Source organism: Streptomyces sp. NPDC017890 (assembly GCF_044328675.1).
Lineage (GTDB): Bacteria > Actinomycetota > Actinomycetes > Streptomycetales > Streptomycetaceae > Streptomyces.
Genome location: NZ_JBIRHU010000025.1, coordinates 7,410 through 23,131 on the forward strand (window position 1 = coordinate 7,410; position 15,722 = coordinate 23,131).

The 15,722-nt window shown below is 68.5% G+C and carries 16 protein-coding genes and 1 pseudogene; 13 read left to right on the forward strand and 4 right to left on the reverse strand.

Going from position 1 to position 15,722, the window contains the following annotated elements; all coding sequences use genetic code 11:
* The first annotated feature begins 129 nt into the window (after positions 1-129).
* The 8 genes from ACH4F2_RS28660 to ACH4F2_RS28695 all read left to right on the forward strand — a co-directional run bounded on the left by ACH4F2_RS28660 (position 130) and on the right by ACH4F2_RS28695 (position 7,652).
* Positions 130-915 (forward strand): ABC transporter permease, encoded by a 786-nt coding sequence (locus tag ACH4F2_RS28660; RefSeq protein WP_398135648.1) that lies wholly within the window; start codon positions 130-132, stop codon positions 913-915.
* Between the two features lie 372 nt (positions 916-1,287).
* Complete coding sequence (locus tag ACH4F2_RS28665) at positions 1,288-2,457, forward strand: acyl-CoA dehydrogenase family protein (protein WP_398135649.1); 1,170 nt, start codon at positions 1,288-1,290, stop codon at positions 2,455-2,457.
* 57 nt (positions 2,458-2,514) lie between these two features.
* On the forward strand, positions 2,515-2,964 hold the full coding sequence (locus tag ACH4F2_RS28670) for a type II toxin-antitoxin system RatA family toxin (RefSeq protein ID WP_398135650.1): 450 nt from the start codon (positions 2,515-2,517) through the stop codon (positions 2,962-2,964).
* Complete coding sequence (locus tag ACH4F2_RS28675) at positions 2,961-3,977, forward strand: NAD-dependent epimerase/dehydratase family protein (RefSeq protein WP_398135651.1); 1,017 nt, start codon at positions 2,961-2,963, stop codon at positions 3,975-3,977. The genes ACH4F2_RS28670 and ACH4F2_RS28675 overlap by 4 nt, the downstream gene beginning before the upstream one ends.
* A gap of 44 nt (positions 3,978-4,021) precedes the next feature.
* Entirely contained in the window at positions 4,022-5,059 is a 1,038-nt protein-coding gene (locus ACH4F2_RS28680; protein WP_398135652.1) for a hypothetical protein, read from the forward strand.
* A 107-nt stretch (positions 5,060-5,166) separates the two neighbouring features.
* Entirely contained in the window at positions 5,167-5,628 is a 462-nt protein-coding gene (locus tag ACH4F2_RS28685; RefSeq protein ID WP_398135653.1) for a hypothetical protein, read from the forward strand.
* Between the two features lie 700 nt (positions 5,629-6,328).
* On the forward strand, positions 6,329-6,913 hold the full coding sequence (locus ACH4F2_RS28690) for an NADPH-dependent FMN reductase (RefSeq protein ID WP_398135654.1): 585 nt from the start codon (positions 6,329-6,331) through the stop codon (positions 6,911-6,913).
* Between the two features lie 265 nt (positions 6,914-7,178).
* Complete coding sequence (locus tag ACH4F2_RS28695; protein ID WP_398135655.1) at positions 7,179-7,652, forward strand: DUF4158 domain-containing protein; 474 nt, start codon at positions 7,179-7,181, stop codon at positions 7,650-7,652.
* Between the two features lie 128 nt (positions 7,653-7,780).
* On the opposite strand, the gene ACH4F2_RS28700 is transcribed toward ACH4F2_RS28695, so the two are convergent.
* Positions 7,781-8,029, reverse strand: coding sequence for a hypothetical protein (locus ACH4F2_RS28700; protein ID WP_365424050.1), 249 nt, complete (start codon positions 8,027-8,029; stop codon positions 7,781-7,783).
* Between the two features lie 819 nt (positions 8,030-8,848).
* On the opposite strand from ACH4F2_RS28700, the gene ACH4F2_RS28705 reads away from it, so the two are divergent.
* Positions 8,849-9,319, forward strand: a complete 471-nt coding sequence (locus ACH4F2_RS28705; protein ID WP_398135656.1) for a hypothetical protein — start codon at positions 8,849-8,851, stop codon at positions 9,317-9,319.
* A 434-nt stretch (positions 9,320-9,753) separates the two neighbouring features.
* Here ACH4F2_RS28705 and ACH4F2_RS28710 read toward each other — a convergent pair whose 3' ends face one another.
* Positions 9,754-10,464 (reverse strand): class I SAM-dependent methyltransferase, encoded by a 711-nt coding sequence (locus ACH4F2_RS28710; protein ID WP_398135657.1) that lies wholly within the window; start codon positions 10,462-10,464, stop codon positions 9,754-9,756.
* A gap of 105 nt (positions 10,465-10,569) precedes the next feature.
* On the reverse strand, positions 10,570-11,034 hold the full coding sequence (locus ACH4F2_RS28715) for a hypothetical protein (RefSeq protein ID WP_398135741.1): 465 nt from the start codon (positions 11,032-11,034) through the stop codon (positions 10,570-10,572).
* A gap of 186 nt (positions 11,035-11,220) precedes the next feature.
* On the opposite strand from ACH4F2_RS28715, the gene ACH4F2_RS28720 reads away from it, so the two are divergent.
* Together ACH4F2_RS28720 and ACH4F2_RS28725 are read left to right on the forward strand one after the other, a co-directional pair.
* On the forward strand, positions 11,221-12,516 hold the full coding sequence (locus ACH4F2_RS28720; RefSeq protein ID WP_398135658.1) for a helix-turn-helix domain-containing protein: 1,296 nt from the start codon (positions 11,221-11,223) through the stop codon (positions 12,514-12,516).
* 323 nt (positions 12,517-12,839) lie between these two features.
* Positions 12,840-13,355, forward strand: coding sequence for a DinB family protein (locus tag ACH4F2_RS28725; protein WP_398135659.1), 516 nt, complete (start codon positions 12,840-12,842; stop codon positions 13,353-13,355).
* A gap of 34 nt (positions 13,356-13,389) precedes the next feature.
* On the opposite strand, the pseudogene ACH4F2_RS28730 reads toward ACH4F2_RS28725, so the two are convergent.
* A pseudogene (locus ACH4F2_RS28730) lies at positions 13,390-13,836 on the reverse strand (IS5 family transposase); the annotation flags it as partial.
* A 697-nt stretch (positions 13,837-14,533) separates the two neighbouring features.
* Between ACH4F2_RS28730 and ACH4F2_RS28735 the strand changes: the two are divergent.
* On the forward strand, positions 14,534-15,013 hold the full coding sequence (locus ACH4F2_RS28735) for a MarR family transcriptional regulator (protein WP_398135660.1): 480 nt from the start codon (positions 14,534-14,536) through the stop codon (positions 15,011-15,013).
* Positions 15,013-15,336: a replication initiation protein, RepL2 gene (locus ACH4F2_RS28740; RefSeq protein ID WP_398135661.1), complete on the forward strand. Its 324-nt coding sequence runs from the start codon at positions 15,013-15,015 to the stop codon at positions 15,334-15,336. Before ACH4F2_RS28735 ends, ACH4F2_RS28740 begins: the two co-directional genes overlap by 1 nt.
* Positions 15,337-15,722: the final 386 nt, after the last annotated feature.

Here is a 15,722-nt window from a genome sequence, read left to right on the forward strand (position 1 = left end):
GCAGGTCGGACAGCGACGGCAGGTCGGACAGCGACGGCAGGTCGGACAGCGACGGCAGGTCGGACAGCGACGGCAGGTCGGACAGCGACGGCAGGTCGGACAGCGACGGCAGGGTCGAGGTGGTACGCCATGGGTGACGGTGCGCTGGTCCGGATCACCGCCCTGGTCCGGCAGGATGTCCGGCTGTTGATGCGCGACTACACGCCTCTGCTGGTCCGCACGGTCATGCCGCTGCTCATCATGGGCTTCATGCAGCCCCTATTCCGTGCCGCCCTGCGGGCCGGCGGTGAGGCCGCCGACGCCAACGGAGCCGAACAGGGCGTCCCCGGCATGGCGGTGATGTTCCTCTTCTTCATGGTGAACATCATCGGCCTTTCCATGTTCCGCGAGCACGGCTGGAACACCTGGGACCGGCTGCGCGCGAGCACCGCCCGCCCGGTCGAGTTGTTGGCCGCGCGCTTGGTCGTCCCGTTGGCCGCAGCCGTGTTCCAGCTCGCCGTCATCTTCGTCGTCGGCGGGCTGCTGTTCGGCCTGCAGGTCTCGGGTTCCTACCTCGGCCTGGTGGTGGTGGCGCTGCCGCTGGCGCTCTGCGTGGTCATGCTGGGCATGGCGCTTGTCGCGCTGTGCCGCACGCTCTCCCAGCTCCTCGTCATCGCCAACATTCTGGCCCTGGTCTTCGCGGGGCTCGGCGGAGCCCTGACCCCGCAGTCGGCGATGCCGGACTGGGCAGGTCCCTTCGCCCCCGCCGCGCCCAGCTACTGGGCGATGCGCGGCTTCAACGAGGTCATCCTCCGCGGCGGCGGTGTCGCGGACGTCCTGCTCCCCGCCGCAGTCCTGTGCGCCTTCGCGGCCGGTCTCGCCGTCGTCGCTCTCGCCTTCTTCCGAGCCGAGAGCCGCAAACTCTCCTATTCCTGAGCGGTACGCCGCCGGGCTCCACGTGGTCCACGGCCCTCTCGCCGCGGCACGCGAATCGGACACCGAAGCCGTCGGCGCGCGGTCGGGCACGCAGTGGGCGGTTCTCTGCCCGACGTCATGACGTACTCGGGCACCTCCCGGCCCGGGAGCCGCCGGAGCGTGGCCTCGTCCCCGCTGCCCGCGCTTCGATGCCGTTCCCCACCGTCGTGGATCCGTGACGACCGGTCAGGCGGCGCCCGCGCGATCTCGCGTTCCGCACAAAGGAACACTCACTGAACTGGGCCGTCCTCGCTGCCTAGAGTCGGTCCGTCACACCGCGCCGAGCACTCCGAGAACCGGGCCGGCCGCTCTGTGACCAGTGAAGGGAGAACCATGGGCAGCTTTGCCGTGGACGCGACAGAACAACCGGAGGACGGCGCACCGCCGCACCGTGCTCTGCTGGACGCCGGCTGGAGCACGGCGTGGACGCCGCCGCGACCGCGCGAGGGAGCCACCGGCACGGAACGTATCCGGGACCTCGCCGCCGGCGGGTACGCCGCGCTGCCGATCGCCGAGGAGTTCGGCGGCGCCGGCGCGAGCCTGGTCGAGATGGCCGCCGCACAGCGCGCACTCGGTCGCATCGACCCCTCCGCGGCCGTCGCCCTGAACATGCACGCCTTCACCGTCGGTCTGATGGTCGAATACTGGAAGCGGCACCGCGACAGCACGTGGATGCTGCTGGAGGGCATCGCGGCTTCGGGCGCTCTCGTGGCGTCCGCGTTCGCCGAGCCGGGTGGCAGCCCCAACTTCATGACCAGCCGCTCCGAGGCCGTCCCGATCGAGAAGGGTTACCGCGTCAGCGGTGTCAAATATCCCTGCTCGCTGGCCACCACCGCCACCCTGGTGTGTCTGACGGCCCGCGTCACCGGCACCGACGAGACCATCCTCGCCCTGATCCCGAGTACCTCGCACGGTCTGACGGTCGAAGGGGAGTGGCCTTCGCTCGGCATGCGGGACTCCGACACCGCCCGGCTGGTCCTGCGGGATGTCGAGGTCGACGACCGGCTCGTCTTCCACCGCGGACCCGCCGATGTCATCGACGAGAACGTCACCTCCGGCATGGCCTGGTTCTCCGTACTGCTGACCGCCACCTACCACGGTGTCCTCAGCGGTCTGCTGGACGCCGCCTGCCAGGGGGTGACCGCGTCGGGGCGGTTCGGCCCGCGCACCGCCCTCCTCGGCCGGGCCACCCGCGAACTGCTGACCCTCGGCGGCTCCTGCCGCCAACTCGCCGCGGACATCGACGCCGGTGCCATCACCGGAGAGGCGGCCATGGCCTCGGCGGTGGGTCTGCGCGCCACCCTCAGCGACACCCGCGACCGGGTGCTCGCCGCCCTCACCCCGGTCGTCGGCAGCCGCCTCTACGGGCGCGGACAGGAAGCGGCCGGGCTCGCCCTCGACTCACTGGCCGTCCACCACCACCCGCCGTCCCTCCTGGTCTGCGACGAGGTCGTCGGTCGTTTCTGCACGGCTCGCGACATCACCTTCGACCCGGCCGACTGACCCATACGCCAGCCCTAGCGCACCCCCCTCACGGACCACACAAGGAGACACACCACCATGCCGAATGTCGAGGTCAACCTGCCGATCAAGGCTCCGGCCGCCGAAGCCTGGGCGGCTGTCATCCGCTTGGAGGACTACGCCACCTACATGGAGAACGTCGAGTCGGTCACCGTGATCGGGGAGACCGAAGGCGGGGCCCGTACCAGCGAGTGGTCCGTACTCCTGAAGGGATCGGTCCTGGAGTGGATCGAGGCCGACACCCTCGACCACGGCTCCAGGCTCATGTCCTTCGACCAGGTCTCCGGCGACCTCGACATGTTCACGGGCTACTGGCGGGTCGAAGAGGCCACGGACGACACATCGGTCGTCACCTTCTCCGTGGACTTCGAGATCGGTATCCCGCTGCTCGCCGACATGCTCAATCCGGTCGCCACCAAGGCGCTGCAGGAGAACGCCGAGGACATGCTGCGGGCCATCGAGCGACGTGTCACGGCGCCGCTCTCGTGACCGCGTCCACCCGTACCCTGGTCACCGGTGCTACCGGCACCGTCGGCAGCACCGTCGTCCGCGCGCTGCGGGCGGCCGGCCGCCCGACGTACAGCGTCAGCCGCGGCGGTACCGAGGGCACGCACCATTTCGTCTGGCGCATGGGGGAGGAGGAGCCCCCGGCGGAACTGCGCGGTTCCTGGGACGCCATCGTCCATTGCGTGGCCGACACCCGCTTCGGTCTGCCGGACGGGGACGCCGAGGAGGCCAACGTCCGTCCGCTGCGTGCGGCGCTCTCCCTGGCCGGCCCCGACACCCACTTCGTCCACCTGTCCTCCTCGTTCGTCACGGGCTTGGAGGGGGACATCACCTCACCCTCCCGTGACGCCTACCGCAACTCCTACGAGTGGTCCAAGGCAACCGCCGAACGTCTGGTCCACGCCGAACGGGACAACGCCGACATCGTGCGCTTCCCCATCGTCGTAGGAGCCAGGGCGGATGGCAGTCTCGACCGTTACAGCGGCTTCTTCTGGCTGCCCGCCGCGATGTGCAACGGCGCTGTGCCCGCGCTCGTCGCGGAGGAGAAGGGCCTGCTGGACATGGTCAGCACCGACGACATCGCCGCTCATGTCACCCGGCTGCTCGACTCCGGCCCACCACGCGGGCACCGGCTGTCCGTTCTCGGCCGGGGCGATGACGCCCAGCGCGTAGGTGAGGCCTTCGACACCGTACTCGACGCTCTGAACGACTGGCGCGCCGAGAACGGTGTCACCCCGCTGGACCGCCTGCCCTACGTGACACCTCAGCAGTGGAACCGCTTCTACCTGCCGTTCGCCGAGGAGTACCTGGATCGGATGCAGCTGCTGAAGGTGACCGCCTTCCGTGCCTATCAGGGCTATCTGTCGGTGACCGACCCCTTCGACGTCACCGTCCGGGTCCCGGACACGCGGGACGTGTTGTACCGGTCGATCCGGCGCTGGGCAAAGACCCACGAGACGTCGGCCCGCCGCGTCCCGCGCCCCTGGCGCGCCTGACGGGAGCCGGACCGGTACCGCGCACTCACATGCACCGAATCAGAATGGACCGACCGATGGATGATACTCGGCTCGACAGGTATCGCGATTACATCAAACGGTATGACCTCACGGAAAAGCAGGTGCTGGATCAGGTAGACAAAGCATTCGGGGAGCCACTTCTAGTGGTCGCCGCCGGGTCGGTCATTGCCGGATTCGGTAACGACACCAGCGACTTGGACATTTACGCCGTCGTGGAAAATGACGTGGCCAGTACCCTTCCGCTGATGTCATACCCGAACGGCGCGCGGGTCGACGGAATAACCTGCGGCTCTCGACAGCTCCTGGACAGGCGCCACGAAATGAGCTCGACTACGTGGCCTCCGCAGGAGATGAATCCAGGAGATATCGGGAAGAAACGCAAGGCGATCGATGTCATCACCAGGTACGGTCTGGGTATTCCGCTTTCCGGCACCGATCAGTGGATTGCCTGGCAGCAGCAATTGGAGGCCGAAGCATACGAGTGGATAAGCGACTGGCATGCGGTGGACGCGCACCGCATGTGGGCGGCGGCCAAGGCTCTGCAGGCCCACAAGCCCCTGGTGGCCGGGGTACGAGCGGGTGAGGCGCTCATGGCGGCACTCGAGCGTCACGCGGCGGCCCGTGGGGAGTGCTACTTCAAATGGAAATGGCTGGGGGAGAAGCTGGAGCGCCTGGAGGATTCCAGAGCACTGGCGGCGTACGAGCTGGCGATCAGCCCTCCGCCGTGCGCGCGCGACGTACCTCACTACATGGAGCGCGTGGAAGATTCGCTCCACTCCTACCTCGCCGATGTCGACACCGGTTCATGGCGGCTGAGCCTGCAGCCGGCTGTCGGTACCTCGTGGGAGTCGTTCGGTAAGGAGCACATCGTGTCCCGGTGGGGGTTGCGGGCGTCGCTGGTTTCAAAAAAGAGCACCGTCGGTGAACCCGGTACCTGGACCTACGCTCTGTCGGAGAAGTGGGACCCCGATGTCGAGGCGCTTTTCAGTGAGGACATGCTTTGGCTCGGCATGCAGCGGGTGGATGAAAAGGAGGCCGGATTTTCCGCCGGTCACATGTGAGCGGCGATCCCGTCCTGCCTGATTCTATTTCACTGAAGAGGTTTTGCGTGAGCGTTCGAAGCGTGAGTGGATTGCAGTCCTACGTTTCATCTGTCAGTCACGGATCCGTGATCACGCTGCTGGTCATCCAGGGAGCACTGGAGGACATCGGTGGCGGAATACGTGCCGGCCAGTGGCGGATGGTGGCCGCGCAAAGTCGCCATCTGGTTCTGGCGGGTCTCCAGGTGAGCGGTCTGCGGAACGGCGGAGAGCCGTACTGGCAGGAACAGGGAGGGGCCCTCGACCAGATCACCTGTGCGCCGGAGTCGCTTCGCACCGAAGGCCTCCGGCTTGTCCACGAGGCGAATGGACTTGTGAGTGATCCCTCGGCGGCCGAGCCCTGGCTGGCACGACTCGAGGAGTGGGTGACGTCGGTGCAGGAGGGGCTTGGCCTCGGTGAGAACCTACCCGAACTGCGTTCTCCGTCAGGGATGTTCGGAGGACTCAAGCTGGTCAGGCAGTGGACGGAAACAGTCGACCGCCTCGGCCTTCCGCCCCTTCTTCCGGGAGACTGGACACAGCCGGTGTAGAGTCCCGGCGCCCCGGGGAGCGGTCGGCTTGATCTACAGCTGTCCCGGTGTGGCCGGCAGAAAAGCATCCGAAGCGAAGCAAGAAGTGTCCTTCGGCGCTACTACCCCGGTGGGAGGTGGTGGCCGGAGGCGGGCGGAGCAGAGATCAGACCTCCAGCCGGACAGCGATCACTCGCTACCGGTGCCGAGGCGGCACGATCCTCACCGCATGGGCCCCGCTGCGGAGACCGACATCAGCTGATGCGGGCCCCGTGGTGAGCCCGCCGGATGCGGGGGCTCGCACGCGCCACCGGGCTCGGCGGGGACCAGGTCCTGACCGACAACGACGGCAACAGTGCCATCTCCGTCCCGGGCTTCGCCCTCGCCCTCGCCCTCTCCCCTCGCGCTCGCCGACGAAGTCGAGCGCCCGACTGCCCTTCGGCAGCGGATCACCGTCGCCTGCTGACAAACCGCCGAAGGAGCCGGCACGAGCCCCAGCCTCACCAGTGGCGCACGAGCTGCCATGACCCGACGGGACCGGCCGGACACGTTCAGGAGGGCATCACCGCCGGCGAGGCAGAACCTTCCCCGACGACACCGTCCGCGTGCCGGCGACTCCACACCCGCGGACAGAGCCGAATCCGGCTCGTCGGCGCTCAGCACTCCAGCCGCAACGCCCCCCGCGCAACATCCTGAGCCTCCGCAAGGACACGTGATCCACATGCTCGTCGTCGGAATAGGCGGCACCACCCGCCGTCACTCCTCCAGCGAACTCGCCGTCGCCACGGCCCTGCGCGCCGCTGCCGCGCAGGGCGCCGAGACCCGGCACTTCGGCGGTACGTTCCTCGCCTCTCTGCCCCACTACGCACCCGAGCATCCGGAGCGCACCGACGCCCAGCTCGACTTCGTCGACACCGTCCGCCGGGCCGACGGCATCATCATCGGGACCCCCGGCTACCACGGCGGCATCTCGGCCCTCGTCAAGAACGCCCTTGACCTCCTCGAAGACCTCCGCGAGGACACCCGCCCCTACTTCCAGGACCGCGCCGTCGGCTGTGTCGTCACCGCGGCCGGCTGGCAGGCATGCGGAACCACTCTCACCTCACTGCGCTCCGTCGTCCACGCCATGCGCGGCTGGCCCACACCCCTCGGAGTCACCCTCAACACCGGTGGCACCCCCCTCTTCCACCGCGACGGCCACTGCACCGACACCCCCACCAGCGAACGGCTCACCCAACTCGCCCATCAGATCGTTGAGTTCGGTGCGGCCACTGTGCCGCGGGCCACGGCGATGACGGGACTTTGACGCGCTCCCCGGCCTGAAGGACCCCGTTGCGGATCTCTCAGCCTGGCGTACGACCTCGCAGGTCACCTGAATTGATCTTGAAGCCCTGAGCCTCCGGCCCGCCACCCGATCGGCTCAGCGTCGTTGGTGGTGATGTTGACCATCGTCTTGGGGCCGGGGGTGGGTTGTGACATCGATCGAGCGGACCGCGTATCCGCGGTTCCAGCGGCTGATCACCGCGCCATGAACTGCATCTGTTCTTCTCGTCGACTCGCGAGGAGCTGGAGTGGGCGGCCGGGCGACGGACGGGGATGAGCATCTGCTGGCCCTGCTGCTGATGCTGAAGTCGTATCAGCGCATGGGGTGCTTCCCGGCACTGGAGGAGGTGCCGGAGCAGGTGGTGGAGTTCGTCCGGCGGCAGGTGGAGCTGCCGGATGGCACGCTGCCGGTGTACCGGGCCGAGCGGACCGCCAACCCGGTGTACCGGGCCGAGCGGACCGCCAACCCGGTGTACCGGGCCGAGCGGACCGCCAAGCACCACCGGGGCCTGGTCCGCAAGCGGGTCGGCGTGGTGTACGACCAGGCGGAGGCCCGGCGGATCGCCGAGCAGTCGATCCGCAAGGAAGCCGCGGCGAAAAACCGGCCGGCGGACCTGATCAACATCGCGCTGGAGAAGGTCGTGGAGGCCGGGCTGGAGCTGCCGGGGTTCTCCACTTCGACAAGATGGCCTCGAAGATCCGCACCGAGGCGAACGCCTTGATCTGCCAGGGCATAACGGTCCACCGACCGAGTCGATGGACCGTTCACCACGGCTGAAGGAAATGCAGCCGCGTCAGGCGCGCCCCCTGATTCTTCCCTGCCGGACGGACAGCCCGCCTCCGACGCGCCCTACCACCAGGTCAGAACCCAGACCGGCTCGCGCTTCGGGTTGCAGGTGAACCCGATGGCGGTCCCGTTGGCGACCATTCCGTTGCCACGGATGACGCACACCTCGGCGGTGAGGATTTCTTCCTTGTGAATGACCACGGCCGACGCGCTCGATGTACCGGCGATGGACATCATCACGGCAGCCGCGGTGACACCGGCCGCAGCGGTGATCTTACGGAAGCGAGAAGACTTCAATTTTCCCCATTTCACACATGTGATTCCCGGAAGGTTGAGTGCGAGTGGTCCGACCCCGCAGGACGCCGTCAAAAGGTGTCGGTCCACACCTACCCTCGGGCGCACCCTCCACCAAAGTCGCACATTTATCGACTCGACATGATCACGCTAACACAGCAACAACCTGAAGATCCTACAACTCGCCTCACCACGCCACGAGTTGACGCGCCACGAGTCGGCGCGCATCGCGCGGCCCGGAACGCGACCCCGTTCCCCGATGGTCGCGCACTGTAAGCGCCCGTCACATATCTTGAGCTGGCAAGTGCGTAACCCCTCCCGTCATCCGCGATCTTCTGAAGGCACTGCCGCCCCAGTCCCATAGAACCTGCCATGTGGAACGGCCCTGTCCTCGTGTAGCTACGGCGCACGGACATGAAGGCCAGCGGTACGGCAGGCGTCGGTAGCGACGGTGCCGCTCCGGGAGCTGCCGATGGGACGTGTGTTCGCTTGACGGCCTTCCGAGGCTCTGTCGCGGTAAATACCAGATTCACTGCGACGGAGTCCCGGCCGTGATCGTCGCGACCTGCGGCGGACCGGGGTCTGAGGAACATCCGTGTCAGATCGTGCGCTGAGCGTTCGTCAGCCCTGGTGGGCGGCTGACGAGGCGTCGACCCGATCCGGGAGGGGGAAGGGCGCTCTGTTCTGTCAAGCCTGCTCGGGTTGGCGCCCGCCGGGGAGACATGACTTCCCGCTCTCGTGGGGCGAGGCCCACCGGGGCGCGTCACCTTCACAGCTGGAGTGGGAGTCTCAGGCGTTACGCCTCTCGACGGCCGCCCCCGTCCTTACAGTTGCCCCATGACCACTGAAGACGGGCCCGGGATGGTCCGGGAGAAGATGATCGTCGAGTACCCGGCCGACACCCGCCTCTCGCAGTCGAGCACCACGCCGGGCGGGCGCAGCAGCCTCCTGCGCGACGAAGATAACCACCTCGCCGGCCACAGCGTGCTCTTCCCGGCCGACGACGACCTGCTCACCCGGGCAGAGGCCGACGCCCTCGCCGACGACAGGGCCAGGCTCACGCAGGCTGAGGCGGAGGCGAAGCTCAAGCTGGCCATGGCTGGCGCCGCCGCGGTGGGCATCGCGGTGACCACCGCGGCGGTCAAAGCCGCCCCGTACGTCAAGAAGGGCTTCGCGACCCTCAAATCAAAGCTGAACCGCGGCGAACCGGAACTCGCCGACGAGGCATCCGGGACCATCATCGAGATCGAGTTCCCCGGACGGACTACCAGGTCGGAACAACCGCCACGCGAGATGCCCGCCCCGTGACCCAGACGGCACGCCTGCCCGGGACAATCGGATCGGCGACCGGACACACCGCCGCAGAGACATCTGCGGAAACGCGAACGGGCCGAGCCCGCTGCGTTGCAGTTTTTCCCGTACAGCCCCTCTGACGAGCACGGCATCGGACCGCCCACGGCGTACTGTCCCGGCCGAAGCGACGCGGCACTCGGCCCCGGGCAGGTAACGGCTTCGAACCCCGGCGGCCGGTTTGATCGGCGGCGGTTCACACGTCGAGGTGCCCGCACCGGTGAGGTGCGGGAACTCGCGGCTGCATGCCGCGGACGAGTACGACCTCGAGGGCATCCCCGTCCTCGACTGCGGACGAGGGCCTGCGAACGCGCCGTCCGCCTCCCCGAGCCCGTGGTCGAACGCATCCAGGGGACGCGGTGAGCACCCGGACCGGGTGGGCGACCGGGTCGTTACGCGGCGGGCCGGTCCGTGCGGAACGCGGTCACCAGGAGTGTGTCGGCGGCGCGCGGCCCAGTTCCGCCGGGCAGCCTTTCGGTGCTGATCCGGGTGAACCCCGCCTCGTCGAGGAGCTTGGTCCATACCTGCTCCTGGAGCACCCAGCGGTGCATGGTGGCCGCCTCGCCGTCCGGGGTCTTGGCGCCGATCCGGGTGTGCTGCACGTCGGCATGCGCGGGCCGGCCGCCGAGGTGATGGGCGAGGGTGGAGAACGCCAGCCGGCCACCTGGGCGCAGCGCGGAGGCCGCCGCCGGCAGCAGCTCGCGCGGCTCGGTGAAGTCGACGGCGCCGAAGACGCTGTAGAGCACGTCGTAGTTGTCGGTCACGGCGTGCAGATGCCGGACCACGTCGGAGTGAACCAGCCGCAGCCTCGACGAGAGATGGCCGTACAGGTCGCCGGCCATCGCGTGCTGGGAGGGCGAGGCGTCGACGGCGACGATGCGGGCGGGACGGTGGTGGACGGCCAGGTGCGCGGCGTGCCGGGCGGCGCCTGCGCCGAGGTCGCCGATACGGCGCCCGGTGATGTCGCCGAGGGCCTCGGCTCCGGGGCCGCCGTCCTGGCTCCAGCTCCAGAAGAAGCGGTCGGGCACGGTGCGGTCGGTGGCGTGACGGGTGCGGCCGTAGTGATGCCAGAGGTCTGCGGGGGTGATGGTCACCCGGCCCATCCTGGCGGGCGTCGACAGCGTGCGGGGCGCGTCGACGGAATCTCACCCGGGGGCGTGCCCACAGGCCCCGGCCGGGCGACCGGGGCCTGTGGGCACCCCGCGAGGTCAGTGCGAGTCGTTGCCCGGGTGACAGGGGCCGCACTGGGCGGCGTCCGCCCACAGCGGCAGGTCGACCTCCCAGCCGTCGGCGGCGATCAGGTCCGCCGTCCGCAGCACCGAGCCGTCGTCCTTGAAGTCGATCTCGGGGACGTGGTGGAGGAAGTGACCGTCGTTGAAGCGCTCGCACAGCTCGACGTAGCCGACGGTGTCGAGGATGACGGTGTGGACGCCGATGTCGACGAGCGTGCTCGGTGCCAGCCCGAGACCTTCGCTCCGGTGCCGCATCGCGGTCAGCAGGTAGGCGTAGCCCTGGCCGAGGACCCGGGCCGCCATGACGGAGTCGTAGGGGTGGTCCCGCATGAGGAGTCCGACCTGCTTGTCCCACAGGGCGGCCGGCACGACCTCGCGGGCGGAACGGGCCGTGCCGGTCGTCGGGCCGGTGGTCAGAGGGAGTGCGGCGAAGGTTGCCATCATGCCTCCGATGGACGGTGCCCCGCGGCTCGGGGCGACGCGACCAGCACACCGCGGCGGCCGGGTCGCTCTGTGGTCATCTGTCGTGCGGTGCAAGGCCTTTGCACGGTGTGCAAGCGGTCTCGACGCCGGTCCGCGACACCCGTACCGTGAGACGCCCCCGGTGGTGCGGCGTGGGAGGGTCCAGTGCCCGTAGACCCGCTCTGGAACAGCACGACAGCACGCCAGTTGTCCGAACAGCGACGTCCCGGTGCCCTGATCCGGCTCGGGCGCGAGCACCGGGCGTGGACGCTGGCCGACCTCGGGGAGCGGATCGGCTGCTCCGCGGCAACGGTGTCCCGGCTCGAACGGCGTTCACGGGTAGTCGACTTGACGCTCGTACACCTGGCGGCGGCCGAGGTCGGCGTACCCCGACACACCCTGATGTCTTCTTTGGCGCCACCGTCCACGGCAGCACCGGCCGGCACTAGAGTGACGGCCAGTCCGCGTGACGCCGAGGAGGACCCCATGCGCCGCCGCACGCTGCTCACCGCCACGGCGGCCGCCGGACCGGCTGCCCTGCTGATGGGACTGGACGAAGCGCTTGCCGCCACGCCGGCACCGACGAGGGGCCTGGGGCCGCTGGACGGCCGCCTCGCCGCCGCCCGGGAGCTGTACGACAAGGGCGCCCACAGCCGACTCCTGGCCGTGCTGCCCGGTCTCATCGCGGACGGCCACCGTGCCGCCGCCTCCCGTCGGAATCTCGACCAGGCGCGGTTGTCCTCGGTCTACTCCCTGGCATCCTCGGTCCTCAGCAAGGTCGGCGCCTACGAGCGGGCACGGCTCACCGCGGACCGCGCCCGCACCTGGTCCGAGGTGTCCGGCTCCCCGCTCGCGGCGGCCGCCGCCGCCCGGGAGCTGGCGATCGTCCTGCGCCACCAGGACCGCCACGGCGAGGCACAGCGCCTGATGTCCTCGGCGGCCACCGATGTGGAGGCGACGGGCCTGCGTACGGACGCTGCGGCGGCCGCGTACGCACAGATGCTGTGCACGCTGGCATACACGGCCGCGCGGGGCGGACAGCGAGCCGAGGCGCTGGCCATGGTCGAAGAGGCCCGTCACTCCGCACGCCAACTGCCCGGGTCGCCCCCGCCGGGCCGCCTGTTCCCCATCAGCCCGGCCGCCGTCGACCTGTACGCGGTCGGTGTGCACTGGGCACTCGGCGACGCCGGCGCTGCCCTGGAGGCGGGAAAGGACCTGCGGCCCGACCAGTTCCCGACCGCCGAGCGCAAGGCGAGACTGGGCACGGACATGGCACGGGCCTGGTGGGCGTGGAACCGGCCCGAGCAGACGGCCCGCGCGCTCTTGGACGCACACCGGGCCAGCCCGGGTGAGGTCCGCGACCGGCCCGCGATCCGCAGCATCGTCAACGCGCTGGCTGAACGGCACCCGCGCACCACGGGCGTACGCGAGCTCCACGCCGCCGTGGTGTCGGCCGGCTGACCACCACCCCGACCGCGACGGCCCCACGACGCCGCCAGGACCCTGCCCCCGCGTCACCGAAGGCACACCCGGAGGTGTTCGCAGGCGCCCTGGTCGGGACCGCCGGCCGGAAGCGGACCGAGGTTCGGCGACCCCGACGGCAACATGCTCGGCCTCGTCGTTGCCGTTCAAGACCCGCCCACGGTAGGGGGAATGAGGACGGGTAGTGGCCTGACGGCGGATCTTGCCAGGCTCTCCTCGAGCACGGCCGGTGCTGTGGCACTTGACGGTGCTTCCGATCAATTGGGTCGACACTCGTTCCGAACTGCGGGAAACTCCTGGCGATGACTCAACGAACCGACACGCCCCCTGCGTGGGACGAGCGTGCGCAGCTGGTCACCTTCCTCGATTACGCCCGTGACACCGCGCGCGCCAAGTGTGCGGGCGTGTCCGCCGAAGACGCCTGCAAGGCCCCGCTCCCGAGTTCGCCGCTGATGACGTTGTGCGGGTTGATCAGCCATCTGCGTTGGGTCGAGTACTACTGGTTCCAAGTGATGTTTCTGGGCGAGGAGCTCGCGGGGCCGCTCACCGAGGCGACCGACGATGATCCCGACCCTGAGATGCGGACAGCAGTCGACATCCCGTTGCCCCAGCTTCTCGCCGAGTACGAGGAGCAGAGCGCCCGCTACCGTCGCCTGGTGTCCGAACACGACCTGGACTCGACGGCCAAGCGTCCCATCAGCGACGGCCGCCACGTCGACCTCCGGTGGGTGATCCTCCACCTCATTGAGGAGACGTCCCGCCACAACGGCCACCTCGACGTCGTGCGTGAGCTCGTCGACGGGCGGACCGGCAGCTAAGACCTGTCGTGCAGGTCATGAGCGGAGCCACAGTCGGATCGCTGCCACGGTGACCGTGCCGTGGAGGACGTAGGCCCGCTCCGCCCCGGGAGCGTCCGAGGCCCTCGTCGTGGCGGTGCTGCCGTGGCGTGCGTCTTTTCCCCGGCACTCGCGGAGGTCTTCTTCGCGCTCCGGCAGCGTGTTGCTGAGCCCGGCAAGTGGTGGAATCCACGCTCACCATGGACCCGTCGATGCCGCCTTCCGCGTCGGCGTCGGCCAGGACGGACGCGAAGAGCTTGTCCCACGTGCCCTCCGCCGACCAGCGTCTGTGCCGTTCGTACACGGTCTTCCACTTCCCAAAGCGCATAAGCAGATCCCGCCACGGCACCCCGGTCCGATGACGGTAGAGGATCCCGTTGATGACCCTGCGGTGGCCAGCCCAACGGCTGACGCGCTCCCCGGACTTCAGCAGATGCGGTTTCAGCCGGGCCCACTCCTCGATCTTCCCGCAGCATGAACACGCCAACGAACAGGTCCCCCGGAGGTCACATGCTCCGCCGGACAGCCCCTAGTGTCCCTTGATCACCCGCTGATCACGTACCAGCGCCAACCGTCGCAACTCGCCTGACCCAGAACCACGTGTACGTCCTGAGCCACAAACCAGTCAGCCACGACGGCGAGTGAGCCGACCGTACAGGCGCGCGTGTGCCACCTCAGCCACAGACCCGACCAGCCACGCCTTCCTGCTGCTACGTCACCTGAGCCCCGGTCAAACCGCGGGTCAACAGCGGCCCACGCACGACACGCCCGAGGACCGTCGCTTGCGACGGCCCGGAGGGCCTCCCCGAGGATGCGGAACCTTGGGCACTTTGATGTATTAAGAGAGCGTAACCCCGAAAGCGCCTCTGACCTGCGGAAACGTGTGAGGTGATCCGACTCCAGGATCGGCATACCCGATCCTGGAGTCGGGTTACCCGATCCTGGAGTCGGATCAACCCGACTCCAGGATCGGATTGACCCGACTCTGGAGTCGGGTCACTTAGCTATGTGCACACTCCGTCCCTCTTCGCTCATCGCACGCCGATCCGACTGTGCAGCGGGTTCGCTTAGCAATGTGGTAATGCTCTTCCTGGTAAGTGATCCGTTCCCGAGTCCGATCGCTTGCCGGCCCCATACCAACTTGCAGGGACGGCCCCCACATGACAGAGCAGGCGCGAAAGATCCTCGCCCTGGTCGATCAGGACACAGGAGAGGTCGAGGAGGTACACCGCGCCAACTACGCGTTCGACGGAGCTCACATCAACGTGGGCATCCGCAAGGGCCGGGAACTCGCCTCGGCGGCCTCGGGCCTGACCGACCGGGAGTTTCGCGTCCTCGTCTGGTACTGGTTCGCCACGGAGACGAGCGAAGAGGCCATCATGCGTACGGGCTCTGCCATCGCTGAAGAACTGGGCATGAGCGCGGATGCCTTGTCCAGGGCAGTGAAAGTTCTCAAGCAGGCTCGGCTGCTTGTCGAGGCGGGCGGGCTGGGGCGGACCACCTTCTACAGGTGCACGCCTTACCTTGCATTTATCGGTACCGGCTTCGCGCACCGCGAAGCCGTGAAGGACTGGAACCCTCCGGAGACGAAGGTGCGTGAGCCCCGTGTTCGTCGGCGTGGGAAGAAGGGCGAGGCCTGATGAGGATTCATGACGCGGCAGACGTGCAGTACCTGCTGAAGAAGACCGGGCGCATCCTCAGCCCGAACCAGCGCATCGTCGTCATGCTCTACGCGTCCTCGGAGCAACGTCCCGACGGAACAGTGATGATCAAGGCCAGCACACTGGCTGCCACAGCGGGGATGACGCCGCCGGTGCTCTCTCGCACCCGCAAGGAGCTGCTCGAGGCGGGTTGGCTGGAGGTGACCGGCAGCGTGGGAAGCGTCAAGCACTACCGCCTTGCCCCCGCACTCTTCGAGGACCGAGGTCAGGCCGGACGTCACCTGCGAGCCGTCGGCAGCTGAAGGGGCGGTGCCGTGAAGCGATCCGACTCTGGAGTCGGATCGTTTCTCCACGAGTGAAGCAGCGGGAGCGTCACGGATCTGCTGAGGCAGGCAATTATCACGGCGTGATAATTCGGTGCACCGGCTCTGCTCGACCGAGGTGGGGCACGGTCACCGGAGACGCCGGGGAAGGTGTGCTTCGGTGCTTCCAGCCGGTACTCAGAAGAGGGCCGGTGCGTACGTACGCCGGGAGATTCTCGAGGATCTCCCGCAGCCCCGGTCGCGGGCGGTCGGCAGCCGCCAGGGTGACGCCACCGCTTTCCCGGACGGCTACGCGTCCCCGACCGAGCGGCACTCGCGGGCGTGATGTGCTCGACTTCGCTCCAGTCATCTGAGGTGGATCGCTG